16 protein-coding genes are annotated in these 15,587 nt (G+C 67.6%); 8 read left to right on the top strand and 8 right to left on the bottom strand.

Annotated features, from left to right (window positions below; translation table 11 throughout):
• Positions 1–8 precede the first annotated feature (8 nt).
• The 4 genes from ACTHQX_RS13145 to ACTHQX_RS13130 form a co-directional block, all read right to left on the bottom strand.
• Entirely contained in the window at positions 9–1,166 is a 1,158-nt protein-coding gene (locus ACTHQX_RS13145; RefSeq protein WP_440157750.1) for an AMP-binding protein, read from the bottom strand.
• A gap of 77 nt (positions 1,167–1,243) precedes the next feature.
• Positions 1,244–2,212: a 1,4-dihydroxy-2-naphthoyl-CoA synthase gene (locus ACTHQX_RS13140; protein WP_236804999.1), complete on the bottom strand. Its 969-nt coding sequence runs from the start codon at positions 2,210–2,212 to the stop codon at positions 1,244–1,246.
• Between the two features lie 21 nt (positions 2,213–2,233).
• Positions 2,234–2,674: a VOC family protein gene (locus ACTHQX_RS13135; RefSeq protein WP_236804998.1), complete on the bottom strand. Its 441-nt coding sequence runs from the start codon at positions 2,672–2,674 to the stop codon at positions 2,234–2,236.
• A gap of 67 nt (positions 2,675–2,741) precedes the next feature.
• Positions 2,742–3,503, bottom strand: coding sequence for a lysostaphin resistance A-like protein (locus ACTHQX_RS13130; RefSeq protein WP_440157751.1), 762 nt, complete (start codon positions 3,501–3,503; stop codon positions 2,742–2,744).
• Positions 3,504–3,683: 180 nt separating this feature from the next.
• Between ACTHQX_RS13130 and ACTHQX_RS13125 the strand changes: the two genes are divergently transcribed.
• Positions 3,684–5,429 (top strand): ABC-F family ATP-binding cassette domain-containing protein, encoded by a 1,746-nt coding sequence (locus tag ACTHQX_RS13125; protein ID WP_440157752.1) that lies wholly within the window; start codon positions 3,684–3,686, stop codon positions 5,427–5,429.
• Between the two features lie 111 nt (positions 5,430–5,540).
• Here ACTHQX_RS13125 and ACTHQX_RS13120 read toward each other — a convergent pair whose 3' ends face one another.
• Together ACTHQX_RS13120 and ACTHQX_RS13115 are read right to left on the bottom strand one after the other, a co-directional pair.
• Positions 5,541–7,352 (bottom strand): hypothetical protein, encoded by a 1,812-nt coding sequence (locus tag ACTHQX_RS13120; protein WP_440157753.1) that lies wholly within the window; start codon positions 7,350–7,352, stop codon positions 5,541–5,543.
• The gene (locus tag ACTHQX_RS13115) at positions 7,349–7,636 is read right to left on the bottom strand and encodes a hypothetical protein (RefSeq protein WP_440157755.1); all 288 of its coding nucleotides are present in this window, start codon (positions 7,634–7,636) and stop codon (positions 7,349–7,351) included. Before ACTHQX_RS13115 ends, ACTHQX_RS13120 begins: the two co-directional genes overlap by 4 nt.
• A gap of 405 nt (positions 7,637–8,041) precedes the next feature.
• On the opposite strand from ACTHQX_RS13115, the gene ACTHQX_RS13110 reads away from it, so the two are divergent.
• Positions 8,042–8,419 (top strand): VOC family protein, encoded by a 378-nt coding sequence (locus tag ACTHQX_RS13110; RefSeq protein WP_440157756.1) that lies wholly within the window; start codon positions 8,042–8,044, stop codon positions 8,417–8,419.
• Positions 8,420–8,673: 254 nt separating this feature from the next.
• Positions 8,674–10,134, top strand: coding sequence for an amino acid permease (locus ACTHQX_RS13105; RefSeq protein ID WP_440157757.1), 1,461 nt, complete (start codon positions 8,674–8,676; stop codon positions 10,132–10,134).
• A 71-nt stretch (positions 10,135–10,205) separates the two neighbouring features.
• Here the strand turns inward: ACTHQX_RS13105 and ACTHQX_RS13100 are convergent, their stop codons facing one another.
• Together ACTHQX_RS13100 and ACTHQX_RS13095 are read right to left on the bottom strand one after the other, a co-directional pair.
• Positions 10,206–10,928, bottom strand: coding sequence for a dienelactone hydrolase family protein (locus ACTHQX_RS13100; RefSeq protein WP_440157758.1), 723 nt, complete (start codon positions 10,926–10,928; stop codon positions 10,206–10,208).
• Between the two features lie 125 nt (positions 10,929–11,053).
• Complete coding sequence (locus ACTHQX_RS13095; protein WP_236804990.1) at positions 11,054–11,230, bottom strand: CsbD family protein; 177 nt, start codon at positions 11,228–11,230, stop codon at positions 11,054–11,056.
• A gap of 119 nt (positions 11,231–11,349) precedes the next feature.
• Here ACTHQX_RS13095 and ACTHQX_RS13090 point away from each other — a divergent pair, with 119 nt between their 5' ends.
• From ACTHQX_RS13090 to ACTHQX_RS13070, 5 genes are all read left to right on the top strand, one after another.
• Positions 11,350–11,808 carry an SRPBCC family protein gene (locus ACTHQX_RS13090; protein WP_440157759.1) on the top strand — a complete coding sequence of 153 codons (459 nt, stop codon included), beginning with the start codon at positions 11,350–11,352 and terminating at the stop codon, positions 11,806–11,808.
• A complete protein-coding gene (locus ACTHQX_RS13085; protein WP_236804988.1) occupies positions 11,808–12,497 on the top strand; it encodes a pentapeptide repeat-containing protein in 690 nt (229 codons plus the stop codon). The genes ACTHQX_RS13090 and ACTHQX_RS13085 overlap by 1 nt, the downstream gene beginning before the upstream one ends.
• A 121-nt stretch (positions 12,498–12,618) precedes the next feature.
• Positions 12,619–13,830, top strand: a complete 1,212-nt coding sequence (locus ACTHQX_RS13080) for a thiolase family protein (protein WP_440157761.1) — start codon at positions 12,619–12,621, stop codon at positions 13,828–13,830.
• A complete protein-coding gene (locus ACTHQX_RS13075; protein ID WP_440174602.1) occupies positions 13,830–14,666 on the top strand; it encodes an enoyl-CoA hydratase/isomerase family protein in 837 nt (278 codons plus the stop codon). The genes ACTHQX_RS13080 and ACTHQX_RS13075 overlap by 1 nt, the downstream gene beginning before the upstream one ends.
• Positions 14,663–15,517, top strand: a complete 855-nt coding sequence (locus tag ACTHQX_RS13070; RefSeq protein ID WP_440157763.1) for a 3-hydroxyacyl-CoA dehydrogenase family protein — start codon at positions 14,663–14,665, stop codon at positions 15,515–15,517. Before ACTHQX_RS13075 ends, ACTHQX_RS13070 begins: the two co-directional genes overlap by 4 nt.
• Positions 15,518–15,587: the final 70 nt, after the last annotated feature.

Genomic DNA, 15,587 nt, shown 5'->3' with positions numbered 1-15,587 from the left:
GGACTACTCTATTTTCCCTGATGGAGCGCGTTGAGCCGTTCAATCATGGCCAGCCGGTCCGGCTTGCCGTTGGGCAGCATGATCAGTTCACCGGCCGGAAGAACAGTCTTGGGGGCCAGCAGCCCCAGCGTCCGGTGCCATTCCTCGGCCCACGCGGCCCCGTCGCGTGCAGCGCCACCGGCGCCGTCCCCGGACGCGGTTCCGGCGACGGCCACATAGGCCGCCACGGCCTGGCCCCATTTTGCGGACTCGACGCCCGCAACAAAAGCCGCGGACACGCCGTCGGACTTTTCCAGCTCCGCCTGCACGTGCGCGGCGGACACCTTGACGCCGCCGGTGATGATGACGTCGTCGGCGCGGCCCAGCACGGTGAGCCGGCCATCGGAATCGAGGGTGCCGAGGTCGTTGGTGCGGTACCAGCGGGTGCCGTCCTCCTCGACGAAGGCCTCGGCGGTCTGCCGCGGCGGGCCCAGGTAGCCGGCCGCGAGCGTGGCCCCGCCGAGGTGGATCCGCCCGTCTTCGGCGAGCCGCAGGGCCACGCCCTCGAGCGGATAGCCGTCGTACACGCAGCCGCCGCAGGTTTCCGCCGCCCCATAGGTGGTGACCACCCGGAGGCCGGCGTTGCGCGCTGACTCCAGGAGCTCGGCAGAGGCCGGGGCGCCGCCGAGCAGGATGCCGTTGAAGCGGCGCAACACAGCGAGCGTGTCAGGCGACGGGTCGGCGAGCAGGCGCTGCAGCTGCGTGGGCACCAGCGACGTGAAGCGGATGTTGTCCGTCAGCTCCAGCGCGGCCGCGGTGAAGCCCTCGGCCGTGAAGCCCCCGGACAGGTCCATGGCCCATGGCCGGGTGCCGGCGAACAGCGACCGGACCAGCACCTGCACACCGGCCACGTACTGCAGCGGCAGGGCCAGCAGCCACTGACCCTCGCCCTTGAGCGCGAAAGCGGTGGCCATCGACGACGCCGCCAGCGCATCCACGGTCAGGACCGTCGCCTTGGGCGTCCCGGTGGACCCGGAGGTGCGGACCACGGCGACGGCGTCCTCGAACCCGGGGGTCGGGACAGGCGTCACCACAGGCTCGCCGTCGGGGCCCACTGAGAGTTCGACGGCGGGGCCCTCACCGTGGAGGGCGGCCGCCAGCGCCTTGAGGGCCGGCTCGATATTCACTGCGTGCGCCCGCGTTGTGCGGACATACGATGCGGGGGCCTGGGGAGCATGGGGTGCCTTCCGACGGGTGCGGGCTTTTAGAAGTAGTACGGGAACCGGGACCAGTCGGGGTCGCGCTTTTGCAGGAAGGCCTCCTTGCCCTCCACGGCCTCGTCCGTCATGTACGCCAGCCGGGTGGCTTCGCCGGCGAACACCTGCTGGCCGGCCAGGCCGTCGTCGGCGAGGTTGAAGGCGAACTTGAGCATCCGGATGGCCTGCGGGGACTGCCGGGCGATGTCCGCGGCGTACTCCAGGGCCACCTCCTCCAGGCGCTCGTGGTCGACGGCCTCGTTCACGGCCCCCATCCGGACCATGTCCTCGGCGGAATACTCACGGGCAAGGAAGAAGATCTCCCGGGCGGCCTTCTGGCCGATCTGCCGGGCAAGCAGCGCCGAGCCGTAGCCGGCGTCGAAGCTGCCCACCGTGGCGTCCGTCTGCTTGAACTTTCCGAACTGGCGCGAAGCGATGGTCAGGTCCGAGACCACGTGGAGCGAGTGCCCGCCGCCGGCCGCCCAGCCGTTGACGACGGCGATGACCACCTTGGGCATGGTCCGCATGAGCCGCTGGACTTCCAGGATGTGGAGCCGCCCGGCGCGGGCCGGGTCGATGGTTTCCTGCGTCTCGCCGTCGGCTGTGTTCTGTACTACGTACCGATAGCCGTCCCGTCCCCGGATCCGCTGGTCCCCACCCGAGCAGAACGAGTGCCCGCCGTCCTTGGGGGAGGGGCCGTTGCCGGTGAGCAGCACGGTGGCCACGTCCGGCGTCATCCTGGCATGGTCCATGGCGCGGTAGAGCTCGTCCACGGTCCCCGGACGGAAGGCGTTGCGCACCTCCGGCCGGTTGAACGCGATGCGGACCGTGGGCAAGTCCCGTGCCACAGTGCCGTCGTCGGACCGCTCCACCTGCCGGTGGTAGGTCAGGTCCTGGAAGTCGTCGAAGCCGGACACGGTGCGCCAGCGGGACGGGTCAAAGACGTCCGATACCTTGGCGGGGAATTCGTTGCTCACCGTCCAAGTCTAGTAATCGGCTCAGCTGATGCAGAACTCGTTGCCCTCGGGGTCCGCCATGGTGTGCCATTCGTGGGGCCCCTGGCTGGCAGTCCAGAGGAAGGTGGCGCCGCGGGCCTCAAGTTCGGCGCGGACGTCGTCCTTGTCCCGGCCGTCGAGCCTGACGTCCCAGTGCACCCGGTTCTTGATCGTCTTCTGCTCCGGCACGGTCTGGAACAGCAGCCGCCGGGCGGGTGCCTTGGCGTCGAGTTCCTCGGTGGGCCTGATCGCCGCGCCGTCCTTCCACACCAGCCTGCCGTTGTGCGTCGTGGTCTGGTCGTCCGTCGCGAAGCCCTGGCTGATCATGGACCGGATGAATCCCTCATCCTGCGGCTCCACTGACCAGTCCAGCGTTTCGGCCCACCAGTCGGCGAGGTCATGCGGGTGCTTGCAATCGATGGCGATCTGAATGTTGAGTCCCATGGCACCAAACTACGACGGCGGCGCCGCCTCCGGATAGGGGCGGGTCTTCCGACGGGTGCGGGCGATTCTAGCCCTGGGCCCGCTGCAGCTGGTCCAGGAGCTCCGGCGGGATGGTGTACAAAAAGACCACAGCGAGCAGGTTCTTGGCGGCATGGACGAAGTAGGAAAACATCAGGTTCCTCCCTGTCCACACATAGACGAACACCAGCGTGGCGCCCATCGCCAGGTACGGCATGAGCGCGGGGAGGGTGATCGCTTCCTGGCCCACGATGTGCAGGGCGGCAAAGAGGACCACGGACAGCCCGCAGCAGAGCCAGATGTTGACCCGACGGCTCAGTTTCCCGATCAGCAGGTGCCGGAACACGTACTCCTCGACGAACGGGCCCACCACAACGATCAGCGGCACCATGAGCCAGGCCGGCACCTGCCGCATGAGCGCCTGCAGCCCGGCCTGGTTGGCGGACGTCTCGGTGGTCCCGCCCACGGCCACCAGGATCGCGGTGACAATCATCATGGCGACGACGGCCAGCGGCACCATGGCGAGCGTGAACCAGGGCCGCGTGGCAAGCACTTTGAGGTCCCGGGACACCACCCCGCGGGCGGCAAACAGCGCCAGGGCGCCGATGCCTGCGTAGAAGAGGAGGTTCACGCCATAGGATGCGACGGCCGGCGTCGGGGCCAGTTCGCGCAGCAGCGGCAGGATCAGTTCCCCGGCCAGCGCGAAGAAGGCCGCAACGGCGACATAAAGCCCCACGGCGGTGAGGTCCAGCGGCGAAAACCGGTAGAGATCCGGCCGCGGGGTCGGGAGCATGCGTCTGGTATTCACCATGCTTCCAGCGTAATGCGCCGGCGCCCGTGCGAACCTTGACGGGGCCGCCCGCAGCCGGGCAGGCTTGACCCATGAAGTCCTAGACCCCGACGTCGGCATCCACCGGCGTCGACATGGCCATAGACCAGGCCCCGAAGAGCATCGAGCTCCGGGGCCGCCCTTTGGACTGCGAGGACTCCCATGACTGAACCGAATTTCCGCACCGAACAGCTGCACCTGTCCGGCGTCTCCCACGGCTACGGGGACCGCGAACTCTTCACCGGCGTCGACCTGGTGATCGCCGCGGGGGAGCACGCCGCCGTCGTGGGCGAGAACGGTGCCGGCAAATCCACCCTGCTGCGGATCCTGGCCGGAATCGAGGCGCCGGCAGGCGGCACGGTCCGGCGGCACGGCCGGGTGGGATACCTGGCGCAGACGTCGGGGCTGCCCGCCCGGCTGACCGTGGCCGACGCGATCGACAATGCACTCCTCGCGCTCCGGGAAATGGAATCCGAGCTGGAACGGCTGGAGGACGGTCTGGCGGCGGCCGGGCCGAACGAACTCGAGGCGTACGGGAACCTGCAGACCCAGTACCAGCTGCGCGAGGGCTACACGGCGGAATCCCGTGTGGACGCGGCATTGGACAAGCTGGGCCTGGGCGGGGTGGACCGAGGCCGGGCACTGGGGTCGCTGTCGGGCGGGGAGCAGGAGCGCGTCGCCCTGGCCTGCTTGCTGGCCGACCCCGCGGACATCCTGCTCCTGGATGAGCCCACCAACCACCTGGACGCCGGCGGCACCGCCTGGCTGGAAGCACGACTCGCCGCGCACCGCGGAGCCGTGGTGGTGGTCTCCCACGACCGCGTGCTCCTGCGGAAAATCGCTGCCGCTGTCATCGAGGTGGACGCCGAGCGCCACACCGTGAACCGCTACGGCAACGGCTATGACGGCTACCTGAAGGAGAAACGGGCCGAACGCCAGCGCTGGGTGCAGCAGTACCACGGCTGGCTGGACGCCATGGCCTCGGAACGGCGGCAGGCGGACACCGTGGTGGACCGGATGGGCTATGCGCGCCGACGGGACAACGACAAGGCGGGCTTCGACTTCAAGACGGGAACGTGGGAGCGCGCCGCCGCCAGCAAGGTCCGCAATGCCCAGGAGCGACTTCGCCGTTTGGAGGACAACCCGGTGGAGCGCCCGCCGGAACGCCTGAAGCTCGACGCCGGGCTGAACGGCGCAGGGCCGGACGGCGCAGGTTCGGACAGCGCGGGGCCGGACCTGGGCGGTGAATCCCGGGACACGGCCAGCCGGGTCCTGCACGCCCGCAACGCCCGGGTGCCCGGCCGGCTGGACGTGCCCGAGTTCCGTGTGGACCGGGGGCAGAAAATCCTCATCACCGGTCCCAACGGCGCCGGCAAGTCCACGCTGCTCTCCGTTCTGGCTGGCACCCTCGAGCCGGCCGCGGGCCAGGTGGTGCGGCACGGCCGGATCGGTTATCTGCAGCAGGAGCTGGAGCTGCCCGAGCAGCCATCCCGGCGGCTGCTGCCGGCCTTTGCTGCCGGGCTGGGCGGGAACATCGACGACCACGCCGAGGCGCTGCTGCGGCTGGGCCTCTTCCGCACCAGCGAGTTCCATGTTCCGGTGGGCTCCCTTTCCGCGGGACAGCAGCGCCGGCTGTCGCTCGCCCGGCTCCTGCTCGGCCACAACGAGGTCATGCTCCTCGACGAGCCCACCAACCACCTGGCTCCCGTGCTCGTGGAGGAACTGGAATCGGCGCTCGCGGACTTCAGCGGAACCGTTGTGATGGTCAGCCACGACCGGGCCCTGGGCGAATGGTTCGACGGCTGCGCGGACAGGTCCCGCGGCCGGGCCGGCGAAGGGACGCCGGGCACGTGGCTCAGGTACACGATGGCGGAGGGCGCGCTGGAAAAGGTGGCGCTGCCCGCCTGAACCTCCGCATGCTGGCAGAAAAAACCCAGGCCCCGCGGGTGTGCCGCGGGGCCTGGGTTGTTGACCGCCTGGGTTTCGAACCGCCTGGGTTCCAGCCTCTCGGAAGAGTGGTTACCGGAACAGGGCGCCGTAGGTTCCCATGATGATCCGGTCGCCCGGCTTCGACTTCTTGATGTAATCCACCACGGCCCAGTCGTCGAGCGAGATGCAGCCTGCCGTCGGGACCTTGTTCATGTGCAGGAAGATGGCGAAGCCGGCGTCCTGCACAATGTTGGGACGGTTGTAGTTGATGACCACGCCTTGACGGTAGTCATGCGAGGCGCGTGTGGCGAAGTACCACATGTTCTCGTCCCAGCCCACCCAGGACGAGGACTCGAAGTACTTGTTGTACGTCGCGGTCCACGGGTTGCCGCCCCAGCGGGAGCGGGGGTTCAGCGTGCGGTAGGGGAGCTGCGTTCCCGGGTTGCCCAGGCCGAATGCCTCGGTTACCGAGTACGACCCCGTGGGTGAGTACAGGTTGCGGGTGGGGCCGGACGGCACTCCCGGCGCCTTGAAGCCCGAGGCGCCCACATAGCCGTCCGTCTTCCAGTCCGGGAGGTACATGCCGGCGATCCGAACGCAGTAGACGTTGGTTGCGCGCGACTGCTTGTAACCCTGGGTGAACGTGAGGAGCACTCGGTTGGCACCGTACGCCGAGTACCTGGACCGTCCGTTGTTCAGTTTCTGGCATTCGGTAATGCCGTAGCTGCGGGTACCTGCCCTGGAAATCCAGCTGATGAAGCCGCGCTGGAACGACTGCACACACTGCCCCGAAGTGCACTTCTCATTGCTGACCGGGTACCCGAGTGAACCGCGGGTGGCGCCGGTGGCTGCGAACTTGCCGCCGATTGCCCCTCTGATGATCCATGCCCCGGAGGTTGGCGACCAATAGATGCGGCCGCCCTGGAAGCGCTGCACGCAACCCTTGCCCGGCTGGCCGCAGATCTCGCCGGTTACCGGGTATCCCATGCTGCTGTTCTGCGCACCGCTGGCAGTCCATCTGGTTCGGACTGCGCCACGGACAAGCTGGGCTCCTGTTGCCGGTGACCAGTAGACCGATCCCTTGGCGAATGTTTGGGAGCACCCCCGGTTCTTCAGTCCGCAGGCTTCCTTGGTGGCAGGCAGGCCCAGGCCGTTCACACCTCCCAGCGCGGTCCACCGGGCACCTATGGCGCCCCTCGTCCAGACCGGCAGTACGCCGTTGCCGGACGAGGTGAGGAGCCGCCCGCTTGAGAATTTCTGGGTGGTTCCTCCCGCCACCGCCACTTCGTCGGTAACGGGGTAGCCAAACGCCGCCAGCCGGCCGTTGCCGTACCAGTATGGTCCGGTCCTGCCGGAGACGTGCAGGACAGGGTGGGCGCCGCTAGCGGGCGTCCAGTAGACGGAGCCGGCTTTGAAGTTCTGGACGCACATGCCAGCCGAGCACCGCTCATTGGAGATTGGCTCGCCGAGGACCCCGGTTGCGCCTCCCATTCGCGTCCACTTTCCGCCGATGGCGCCATGGGTCACGAATTTTGGTTCGGGTTCTGGCTCCGTTACGGGCGGGTCCGCCGGCGGCGACGGTGCCGCCGGGTCGGTCGTTGCTGGTTCAGTGACCGGGTCAGCCGCGGCGCCTGTGGCGGCGTCCGTCGCCGGATCTGTCGTGGCGCCCGTGGCTGGTTCCGTTGCTGTCGTAGCCCCCGGCGATTCCGAGGTAGTCGAGCCGGGACTTGGCGTCATCGTGGCGGTGCCAGTTGTTTCCGCGCCTGACGTGGAAGCATCCGCAGTTTCCGTTGCCTGGGCCGGCGGCGAAGGGGTGGAATCAACCGCGAGGGCGGGCGAGGACGCAAGGGACCCGGCCACCAGGCTCAGGAGCAGGGCAGCCGCAAATATTGGTTTTTTCACGAAGCGTCCTCCACCGAGACAACGGGTTCGCACGTGCCGCCCTGGCCCGTGGTTTTGGCGAAGTTCTCAGCAGAAACCTCAGCCGATTTCCCTGCCGGGACGGTTTCCGTGATCAGGGTGTGGCCCTGGACTGCCGCGCCAACGGTGACCGCGATGGCCACGGTGTAGGTCTTGGCTTTGTCCGAGGAGTTGACCAGGGTTCCCTTGAACGTCCACTGGCCGTCCGCGCCGGCCGCGCAGGTGTGCGCCTGCAGGGCATCGATCGCGTTCAGCGATGTGGACACATCGGTGGGAAGGACAGGGGCCGTAGTGGGTGGTGAGGATTCCGGCGGCGGCTGGGACGCCGGCGTCGTACTGGCTGGTGATGCGCTGGGGCTGGGTCCGGAAGGGCCAGTGCCCCCGCCGGAACACCCCGAGGCTGCCAGCAGCAAGGCAGCCGGCAGCAGTAGAGCTCTCTTTCTCATAGTTCCCCCTGAACAAATGGCGCAAGTGCCGGCGCCGCATGAGACGGTGCGGTGCCATGGCCGGAAACGGATCCCCGGCCATGGTGCTCACAGTAGCCGCAACAGGGCCCCGCCGGGAGCCTTTTCTCCATTCGAATTAGAGCCGGGGTCTCGCGGGTGAGAGACGGCATCCCGCGGGTTCCGAATGTGCTGCCCACCGCAAGGCGTCTCCGTACACTGAAGTCCATGGCTTGCCGAATCAGCGAACTTGTCCTCAACTGTGCCGACCCCGAACTGCTCGCGCTGTTCTGGAGCGAGGTGCTCGGCTACGTCGAACTCGGCCGGGAGGACGGTGCGATCGAGATCGGCCCGCCCGGTGCCGGCTTCGGCGGCCTGCAGCCCACCATTATCCTGAGCCCCAGCAGCAACCCGCGGAGCGGAAAACTCCCGCTGCACATCGACGTCAACCCGGTCGACCGGGACCAGGACTCCGAACTGGAACGGCTGCTCGCCCTCGGTGCCCGTGCCGCCGACGTCGGGCAGACCGGCGACGAACAGTGGCACGTCCTGGCCGACCCCGAGGGCCATGAGTTCTGCCTCCTGCGCAGGCGGCTTGAGCCCTGATCTGACGACGTCCCGATAGCGCCGCTCGCACCATGCCCGGCACCCGTTCCGGCGGGGAATGTTGTCCCCGTCACGCACCACCCCGGGGAATCTTGTACGATGGATAGGCCGTGCGAACCTTCGATGCTCCACGAGTTTTTGTACACATACGGTCCTCAAGAGGGGCATGAAGTCGAATTATCTGTACAAAATCTCCAGGTTCCGGAACCGGCAGTGCCCTATCCAAGGCAACCCCCGACCTACAAGGAACAGTTGTGCCTCAAAGTACCCCAACAGAACTTATGAGCCCGACGGCTCCATCCGCCGCCGTCGACTCGACCCTCAGCGCCGAGGGCTACAAGAAGACCCTGGGCCGGCGCCACGTCACCATGATCGCCATGGGCGGCGCCATCGGCGTCGGCCTCTTCATGGGCGCGGGCGGCCGCCTGGCCTCCACCGGCCCCGCGCTGATTTTCTCCTACGCCATCGCCGGCGTCATCGCCTACCTGCTGATGCGCGCCCTCGGTGAACTCGTCATGTACCGCCAGACCTCCGGCTCCTTCGTCAGCTACTCCGGTGAAATGTTCGGCAAGAAGGGCGCCTACCTCTCCGGCTGGATGTACTTCATCAACTGGGGCATGACCGGGATCGCGGAACTCATCGCGATCGGCCTCTACTTCCAGTTCTTCTTCCCGAACGTACCGGTGGAAGCCTCCGCCATCGCCGCGCTGGCCCTGCTGGTGGCGGTCAACCTGCTCAGCGTCAAGGCGTTCGGCGAATTTGAGTTTTGGGCGTCCTGCCTGAAGGTGGGCGCCATCCTGATCTTCCTGGCCGTGGGCACCTTCATGGTGGTCACCAACGCCAGGGTCGGCGACGGCCATGCCTCGGTCGCCAACCTCTTCGCGGCCGACGGCGGGCTGTTCCCCAAGGGCGCCCTGGTGATGGTCCTGGTCCTGAACGCGGTCATCTTCGCGTACAACGGCATCGAGCTCGTCGGCATCACCGCCGGTGAGATGCAGAATCCGGAACGCGAAGTGCCCAAGGCGATCCGCGCCGTCGTGCTCCGCATTGTGGTGTTCTACGTCGGTTCCGTCACCCTGTTGGCCATGCTTCTCCCGTCCGACCAGTACAAGGCCGGCACCTCCCCGTTCGTCACCGTCTTCGGCCAGATGGGCCTGGGCTGGGTGGGCGACGTGATGAACATGGTGGTCATCACCGCCGCCCTGTCCTCCTGCAACTCGGGGCTCTACTCGATCGGCCGCGTGTTCCGCACCATGGCCAACAACGGGCACGCCCCGCAGTGGCTCACCCGGATGTCCAAGCGCCACGTACCGTACGCCGCGATCCTGGCCATCGCCGCGTTCTACCTGGTGGGCATCCTGCTCAACATCTGGCTGGGCGGCTCGCACGCCTTCGACCTCGCGCTCAACACCGCCTCCATCGGCGTCATCTTCACGTGGGGCGCCATCTTCGCGAGCCAGATCGCGCTGCGGCACCGCAAGGGCCAGGTTTCGAGCCTGCCGATGCCGGGCTCGCCCTGGACCAGCTGGGCCGGGCTCGTGGGCCTGCTCGCCATCACGGTGCTGATCGGCTTCGACACCATGACCAGCAAGACCGGCGAGGTCTTCCACCTCGGCCTGTGGACCCTTGCCACCGTTCCGTTCTTCGCCGTGGTTCTGTGGCTCGGCTGGCAGAAGGTCAAGAACAACGAGCCGAAGAGCGAACTCTTCAGCTAGCCTTCTGTTTTGATTACGACGGCGGGCCCTCCTTTTCGGAGGCGCTCGCCGTCGTCGTTCGCGCTGGAGGTTTAGTCCCGCAGGTACCGGGCGAAGTGGTCCTCGATCCGGCGCCATGCCTCGGGGGCGGCGGCCGGATCCGGGCCAATTCCCATTACGCGCGCCAGCGGGCGCATTGCCCGGGGGCCTTCCTCCTGGTCGTTCAGGAAGGAGTGCCCCGCCGTCGGGAATTCCTTGACGTCGTGTTCAATGCCCCCCACGGCCAGGGCGGATTCCAGCCTGGCCGCCGCGCCCCGCAGGGTGCGGTCTTGCGCGCCGTAGTTCGCCACGAGCGGGCACGCGCCCCGAAGGGCCGGCTGGAGGTCGCGGGGAAGGCGGCCGTAATTCACTGAAGCGGCGTCGAAGCCGTCATTGGCCGCCAGCAGCGCGAACCCGCCGCCCATGCAGAAGCCGATGACGCCCGTCCGGCCGTTCGAGAGCTGCGATGCCTGCAGCCAACTCCGCGCCGCGGCGATGTCGGCAAAGACCCGTCCTTCGCCCGTCATCATGGATTTCATGGTGCCGATCAGGCAGCGGCGCGGGCCGCCGTCGCTGTAGAGGTCCACGGCGAGCGTGAGGTAGCCGGCAGCGGCCAGCCGGTCGGCATGGCGGCGGATCTGGTCGGTGAGGCCGAACGCCTCGTGGATCATCACCACGCCGGGAAAGGGACCGGTGCCGGTAGGGGTGGCTAGGTAGCCGCGAAGGTTCTTGGATCCGGCGGCAGTGGCAGTCCCGCTCAGGTCTACATGCGTCATGGGCCCAGTGTTGCATGGGTGCAGTGTTGCATCGGCCGACTCTGGGCTTCAACACGGCCGGCATGCAAAAACGGCGACGCCGGGCTCCCCCCAAGGGAGTCCGGCGTCGCCGTTGAGCGGGGGTACTAATCCCGCTTAAGTTCGTCCTTGACGTCTTCGCCGACCTTCTTGGCGTCGGCGACCACCTGGTCCTTCTGGCCCTCTGCCTTCAGGCGGTCATTGTCCGTCGCGTTGCCTGCTGCTTCCTTCGCCTTACCGCCGAAGTCCTCTGCAGCGTTCTGGATCTTGTCTCCGATACCCATGGTGGGAACCACCTTCCGTCGCCGGTTGAACTGACAAATCCGTTTCAGCCTAACACGAAGCATGCTTACTATTTCAAGTCCCGGTCCAAAACGTCTGCCGCCGCGGCTAGGCTCGAAGGATGGATCACAGCATCAGCCTGAGTCAGCACGTGAACGCCACTCCGGAGAAAGTTTGGCGGGTGATCTCGGATATTCCGGGGTCGGCCGCCACGCTTTCCGGCGTCGAATCCATCCAGATGGTCAGTGAAGGGCCGTACGGCGAAGGGACCCGCTGGAAGGAGACGAGGTCCATGATGGGCCGGCGCGAAACCGTGGAAATGTGGGTGTCGCAGGCAGATCCGCCACGCAGCACAACCGTCAAGGCGCTGCAGGGCGGAGCAGACTACACGTCCAGGTTCACGCTGGAAGAACGTGGCAGCGGGACCGACCTGACCCTGACCCTCGGCGCGGAGCTCCTCAGGCCCACCGTGTTCAGCCGGCTGATGCTGGCCCTCTTCGGGCGGCTGGGCATGAGCATGACGCGCAAGGCCCTGGCGAAGGACCTCGCCGAGATTGCCGCGAAAGCGGAGCAGCTGTAGTGGCGGGACGGTCCGCGGGGAAACCCCGGCAGGGTGCCGCCTCGAAGATCACGCCGCCAAGGCTGGTACCGGTCCGGCTGGAGGGCCTCCGGGAGGACGATGAGCCGGACTTTCGGCGCGCCGAGCGGTACGACGGCATGCGCTATACCCGGGCGGCCGCCGACGGGCTGGAGCTCAGCGGTGTCACCTTCGCCGAGTGCGAATTCGCCGGTGTCTCCTTCAATGAAGCCCAGCTGCGCGGTGCCAGCTTCCGGGACTGCGTCATCGAGGAGGCCTTTGCCCCCGTCCTGAACCTGGCCCGGTCCACCATGCACGACGTCGTCATCAGCAACCCGAGATGGGGCTCGGCGGAGCTCTACGAGAGCGGCTGGCAGTCGGTGCGGATTGACGGCGGCAAGCTGGACTACCTGAACCTGCGCGGTTCGCGGCTGGCGGACGTGCAGATCAGCGACTGCATCATCAGCGAGCTGGACCTGGGTTCCGCAACCGCCGCCCGCGTGGCCCTGAAGAACTGCACCATCGGAACCCTGGACCTGGCGGGCGCCAAGCTGAAGGACTTCGACCTGCGCAGCACGGACTTCCGGAGCATCAGCGGTCTGGGCAGCCTGGCCGGCGTCGTGATTGACGAGTACCAGCTGGGACTCCTGGCTCCACTCCTGGCGGCCCACCTGGGCGTGGTCGTCGCCTGACGAAGTCGTGCCCGAAAACTCCGGTTCCGTTGACCGGTTGCCCGCACCGTGTAATCTTTATAGAACGAACGGTCGGTAATTTATTCGCTGCCGGCCCAGCTTCTGCGAAAAGGATGTTCTCATGGTCGAGGCTTTTCTGGTCGGCGGTGCCCGCACCCCGGTAGGACGATACGGCGGGGCGCTCTCGGCGGTCCGGCCCGATGATCTCGCCGCGCTGGTGGTCCGCGAGGCCGTGGCCAGGGCGGGAGTTGATCCGGACGCGATCGACGAGGTCATCCTCGGCAACGCCAACGGCGCCGGCGAGGAGAACCGCAACGTGGCGCGCATGGCCACCATCCTCGCCGGCCTCCCGCTGCACATCCCCGGCATCACCGTGAACCGGCTCTGCGCCTCGGGCCTGAGCGCCATCATCATGGCCAGCCAGATGATCAAGTCAGGCGCCGCGGACATCGTGGTGGCCGGCGGCGTCGAGTCCATGAGCCGCGCGCCCTGGGTCCAGGAGAAGCCGCAGGCTGCCTTCGCCAAGCCCGGCGACATCTTCGACACCTCCATCGGCTGGCGCTTCGTGAACCCCCTGTTCAAGAAGGGCGAGCTGTCGCGCGACGGCAAGATGACGTTCTCCATGCCGGAAACCGCGGAGGAGGTGGGCCGCGTGGACAACATCTCCCGCGAGGACGCCGACGCCTTCGCGGTCCGCTCGCACGAAAGGGCGCTCGCGGCCATTGACGCTGGCCGTTTCAAGGACGAAATCGTCCCGGTGACGGTCAAGAGCCGCAAGGCCGAGACGGTGGTGGACACCGATGAGGGACCCCGCGCCGGCACCAGCATGGACGTGCTGTCCGGCCTCCGTCCGGTGGTTCCGGGCGGCTCGGTGGTCACCGCCGGCAACTCGTCCTCCCTCAACGACGGCGCCTCCGCGATCATCGTCGCCTCCGAGGCCGCAATCCAGCGGCTGGGCCTGACGCCCCGCGCCCGCTTTATCGACGGCGCGTCCGCCGGCTGCGAGCCGGAAATCATGGGCATCGGCCCGGTTCCGGCAACCCAGAAAGTGCTCAAACGGAGCGGGCTCAGCGTCGGCGACCTTGGCGCCGTCGAACTTAACGAGGCGTTTGCCACCCAGTCCCTTGCGAGCGTGCGTCGCCTTGGGCTGGACCCGGACATTGTGAACAACGACGGCGGTGCGATCGCTTTGGGGCACCCGCTGGGTTCCAGCGGCTCCCGGATCGCCATCACCCTGCTGGGCCGGATGGAGCGCGAAGACGCGCGGATCGGCCTGGCCACCATGTGCATCGGCGTTGGCCAGGGAACAGCCATGCTGCTGGAGCGCGTGTAGTGCCGGGACAGGACAGCGCGGACGGACACTTGGGCACCCTGCAATTCAGCACCATCCTGGTCGAAGAGCGCGCCGACCGGGTGGTGGTGCTCCTCAACCGGCCGGACGTCCGCAACGCCATCGACCAGCAGATGGTGGACGAGCTCCATGCCGTGTGCGCCGCGCTCGAGAAGGAGCCCAAGGTCCTCATCATCGCCGGCACCGAGGGCGTGTTTGCCTCCGGCGCGGACATCGCCCAGCTGCGGGAACGGCGCCGCGACGACGCGCTGCAGGGCATCAACTCCACCATCTTTGTGCGGATCGCCAAACTGCCCATGCCGGTGATCGCCGCGCTGGACGGCTACTGCCTGGGCGGCGGCGCCGAACTGGCCTACGCTGCCGACTTCCGGATCGGCACCCCGGCGGTGCGGATCGGCAACCCGGAAACCGGCCTGGGCATCCTGGCCGCTGCCGGCGCCAGCTGGCGGCTGAAGGAGTTGGTGGGGGAGCCCTTGGCCAAGGAAATCCTGCTGGCCGGACGGGTGCTGAAGGCGGAGGAGGCCCTCGCCGTCAACCTGGTCACCGAACTCCACGAGGCTGCCGAGCTCATGGACGCCGCCCACCGGCTGGCCGACCGCATTGCGCGCCAGGACCCGCTGGCCGTCCGGATCACCAAGTCGGTGTTCCACGCCCCGGCCGAGGCACATCCGCTGATCGACCAGCTGGCGCAGGGAATCCTGTTCGAATCGCAGGCCAAGTTCGACCGGATGCAGAACTTCCTGGACAGGAAAAGCACAGACAGGAAGAACTCAGACAAGAAAAACGACAAGAACACCACAGACGGGACCAAGTCATGACCGCCATTCCCCAGCACGTCGGAGTCCTCGGCGGCGGCCGGATGGGCGCAGGAATCGCCCACGCCTTCCTGATCAAGGGCGCCACTGTGGTGGTGGTGGAGCGCGACGGCGATGCTGCCGCCGGCGCCCGCACGCGGGTCGCCGACGCCGTGGCCAAGTCCGCAGCCCGCGGCGCTTTGGACGGAGCCCCGGAGGATGTCCTGGCCCGTTTCAGCACGGCCACCGACTACTCGGCCTTCGCTGGCTGCGGCCTCGTGGTGGAGGCGGTGCCGGAGGACTTCGAGCTCAAGGTCAGCGCCCTGAAGGCCGTCGAGGAACAGCTTGCCCCCGAGGCGTTCCTGGCCTCGAACACCTCATCGCTCTCGGTCACCGACCTCGCGGCCCAGCTGCAGCGGCCGGCCAGCTTCGTGGGGCTGCACTTCTTCAATCCCGTGCCCGCATCCACCCTGATCGAGGTGGTGGTGGCCAAGGAGACGTCACCCGCGCTGGCGGACCAAGCGAAAGGCTGGACGGAAGCGCTGGGCAAGACCGCCGTCGTCGTCAATGATGCCCCGGGGTTCGCGTCCTCGCGGCTGGGCGTGGCCATTGCGTTGGAAGCGATGCGCATGGTGGAAGAGGGCGTGGCGTCGGCGGAGGACATCGACGCCGCCATGGTGCTCGGCTACAAGCACCCCACCGGCCCGTTGAAGACCACCGATATTGTGGGCCTGGACGTCCGCCTGGGCATCGCCGAGTACCTGCACTCAACGCTGGGGGAGCGTTTCGCCCCGCCGCAGATCCTTCGAGACAAGGTGGCCCGCGGCGAACTGGGCCGCAAGACCGGCAAGGGGTTCTTCGAGTGGGCTGACTGAGCGACTGAACCTGATCCGGTCAGCCTGCCCCTGCCGCCGTCGGCCGCGGCCCGCCTACAGCAGCGTGGGC

It is taken from the genome of Arthrobacter sp. SAFR-023 (assembly GCF_051965295.1).
GTDB lineage: Bacteria > Actinomycetota > Actinomycetes > Actinomycetales > Micrococcaceae > Arthrobacter.
Note: the sequence above shows the minus strand (reverse complement) of the source record. Positions and strands in the feature narration are given on the sequence as shown.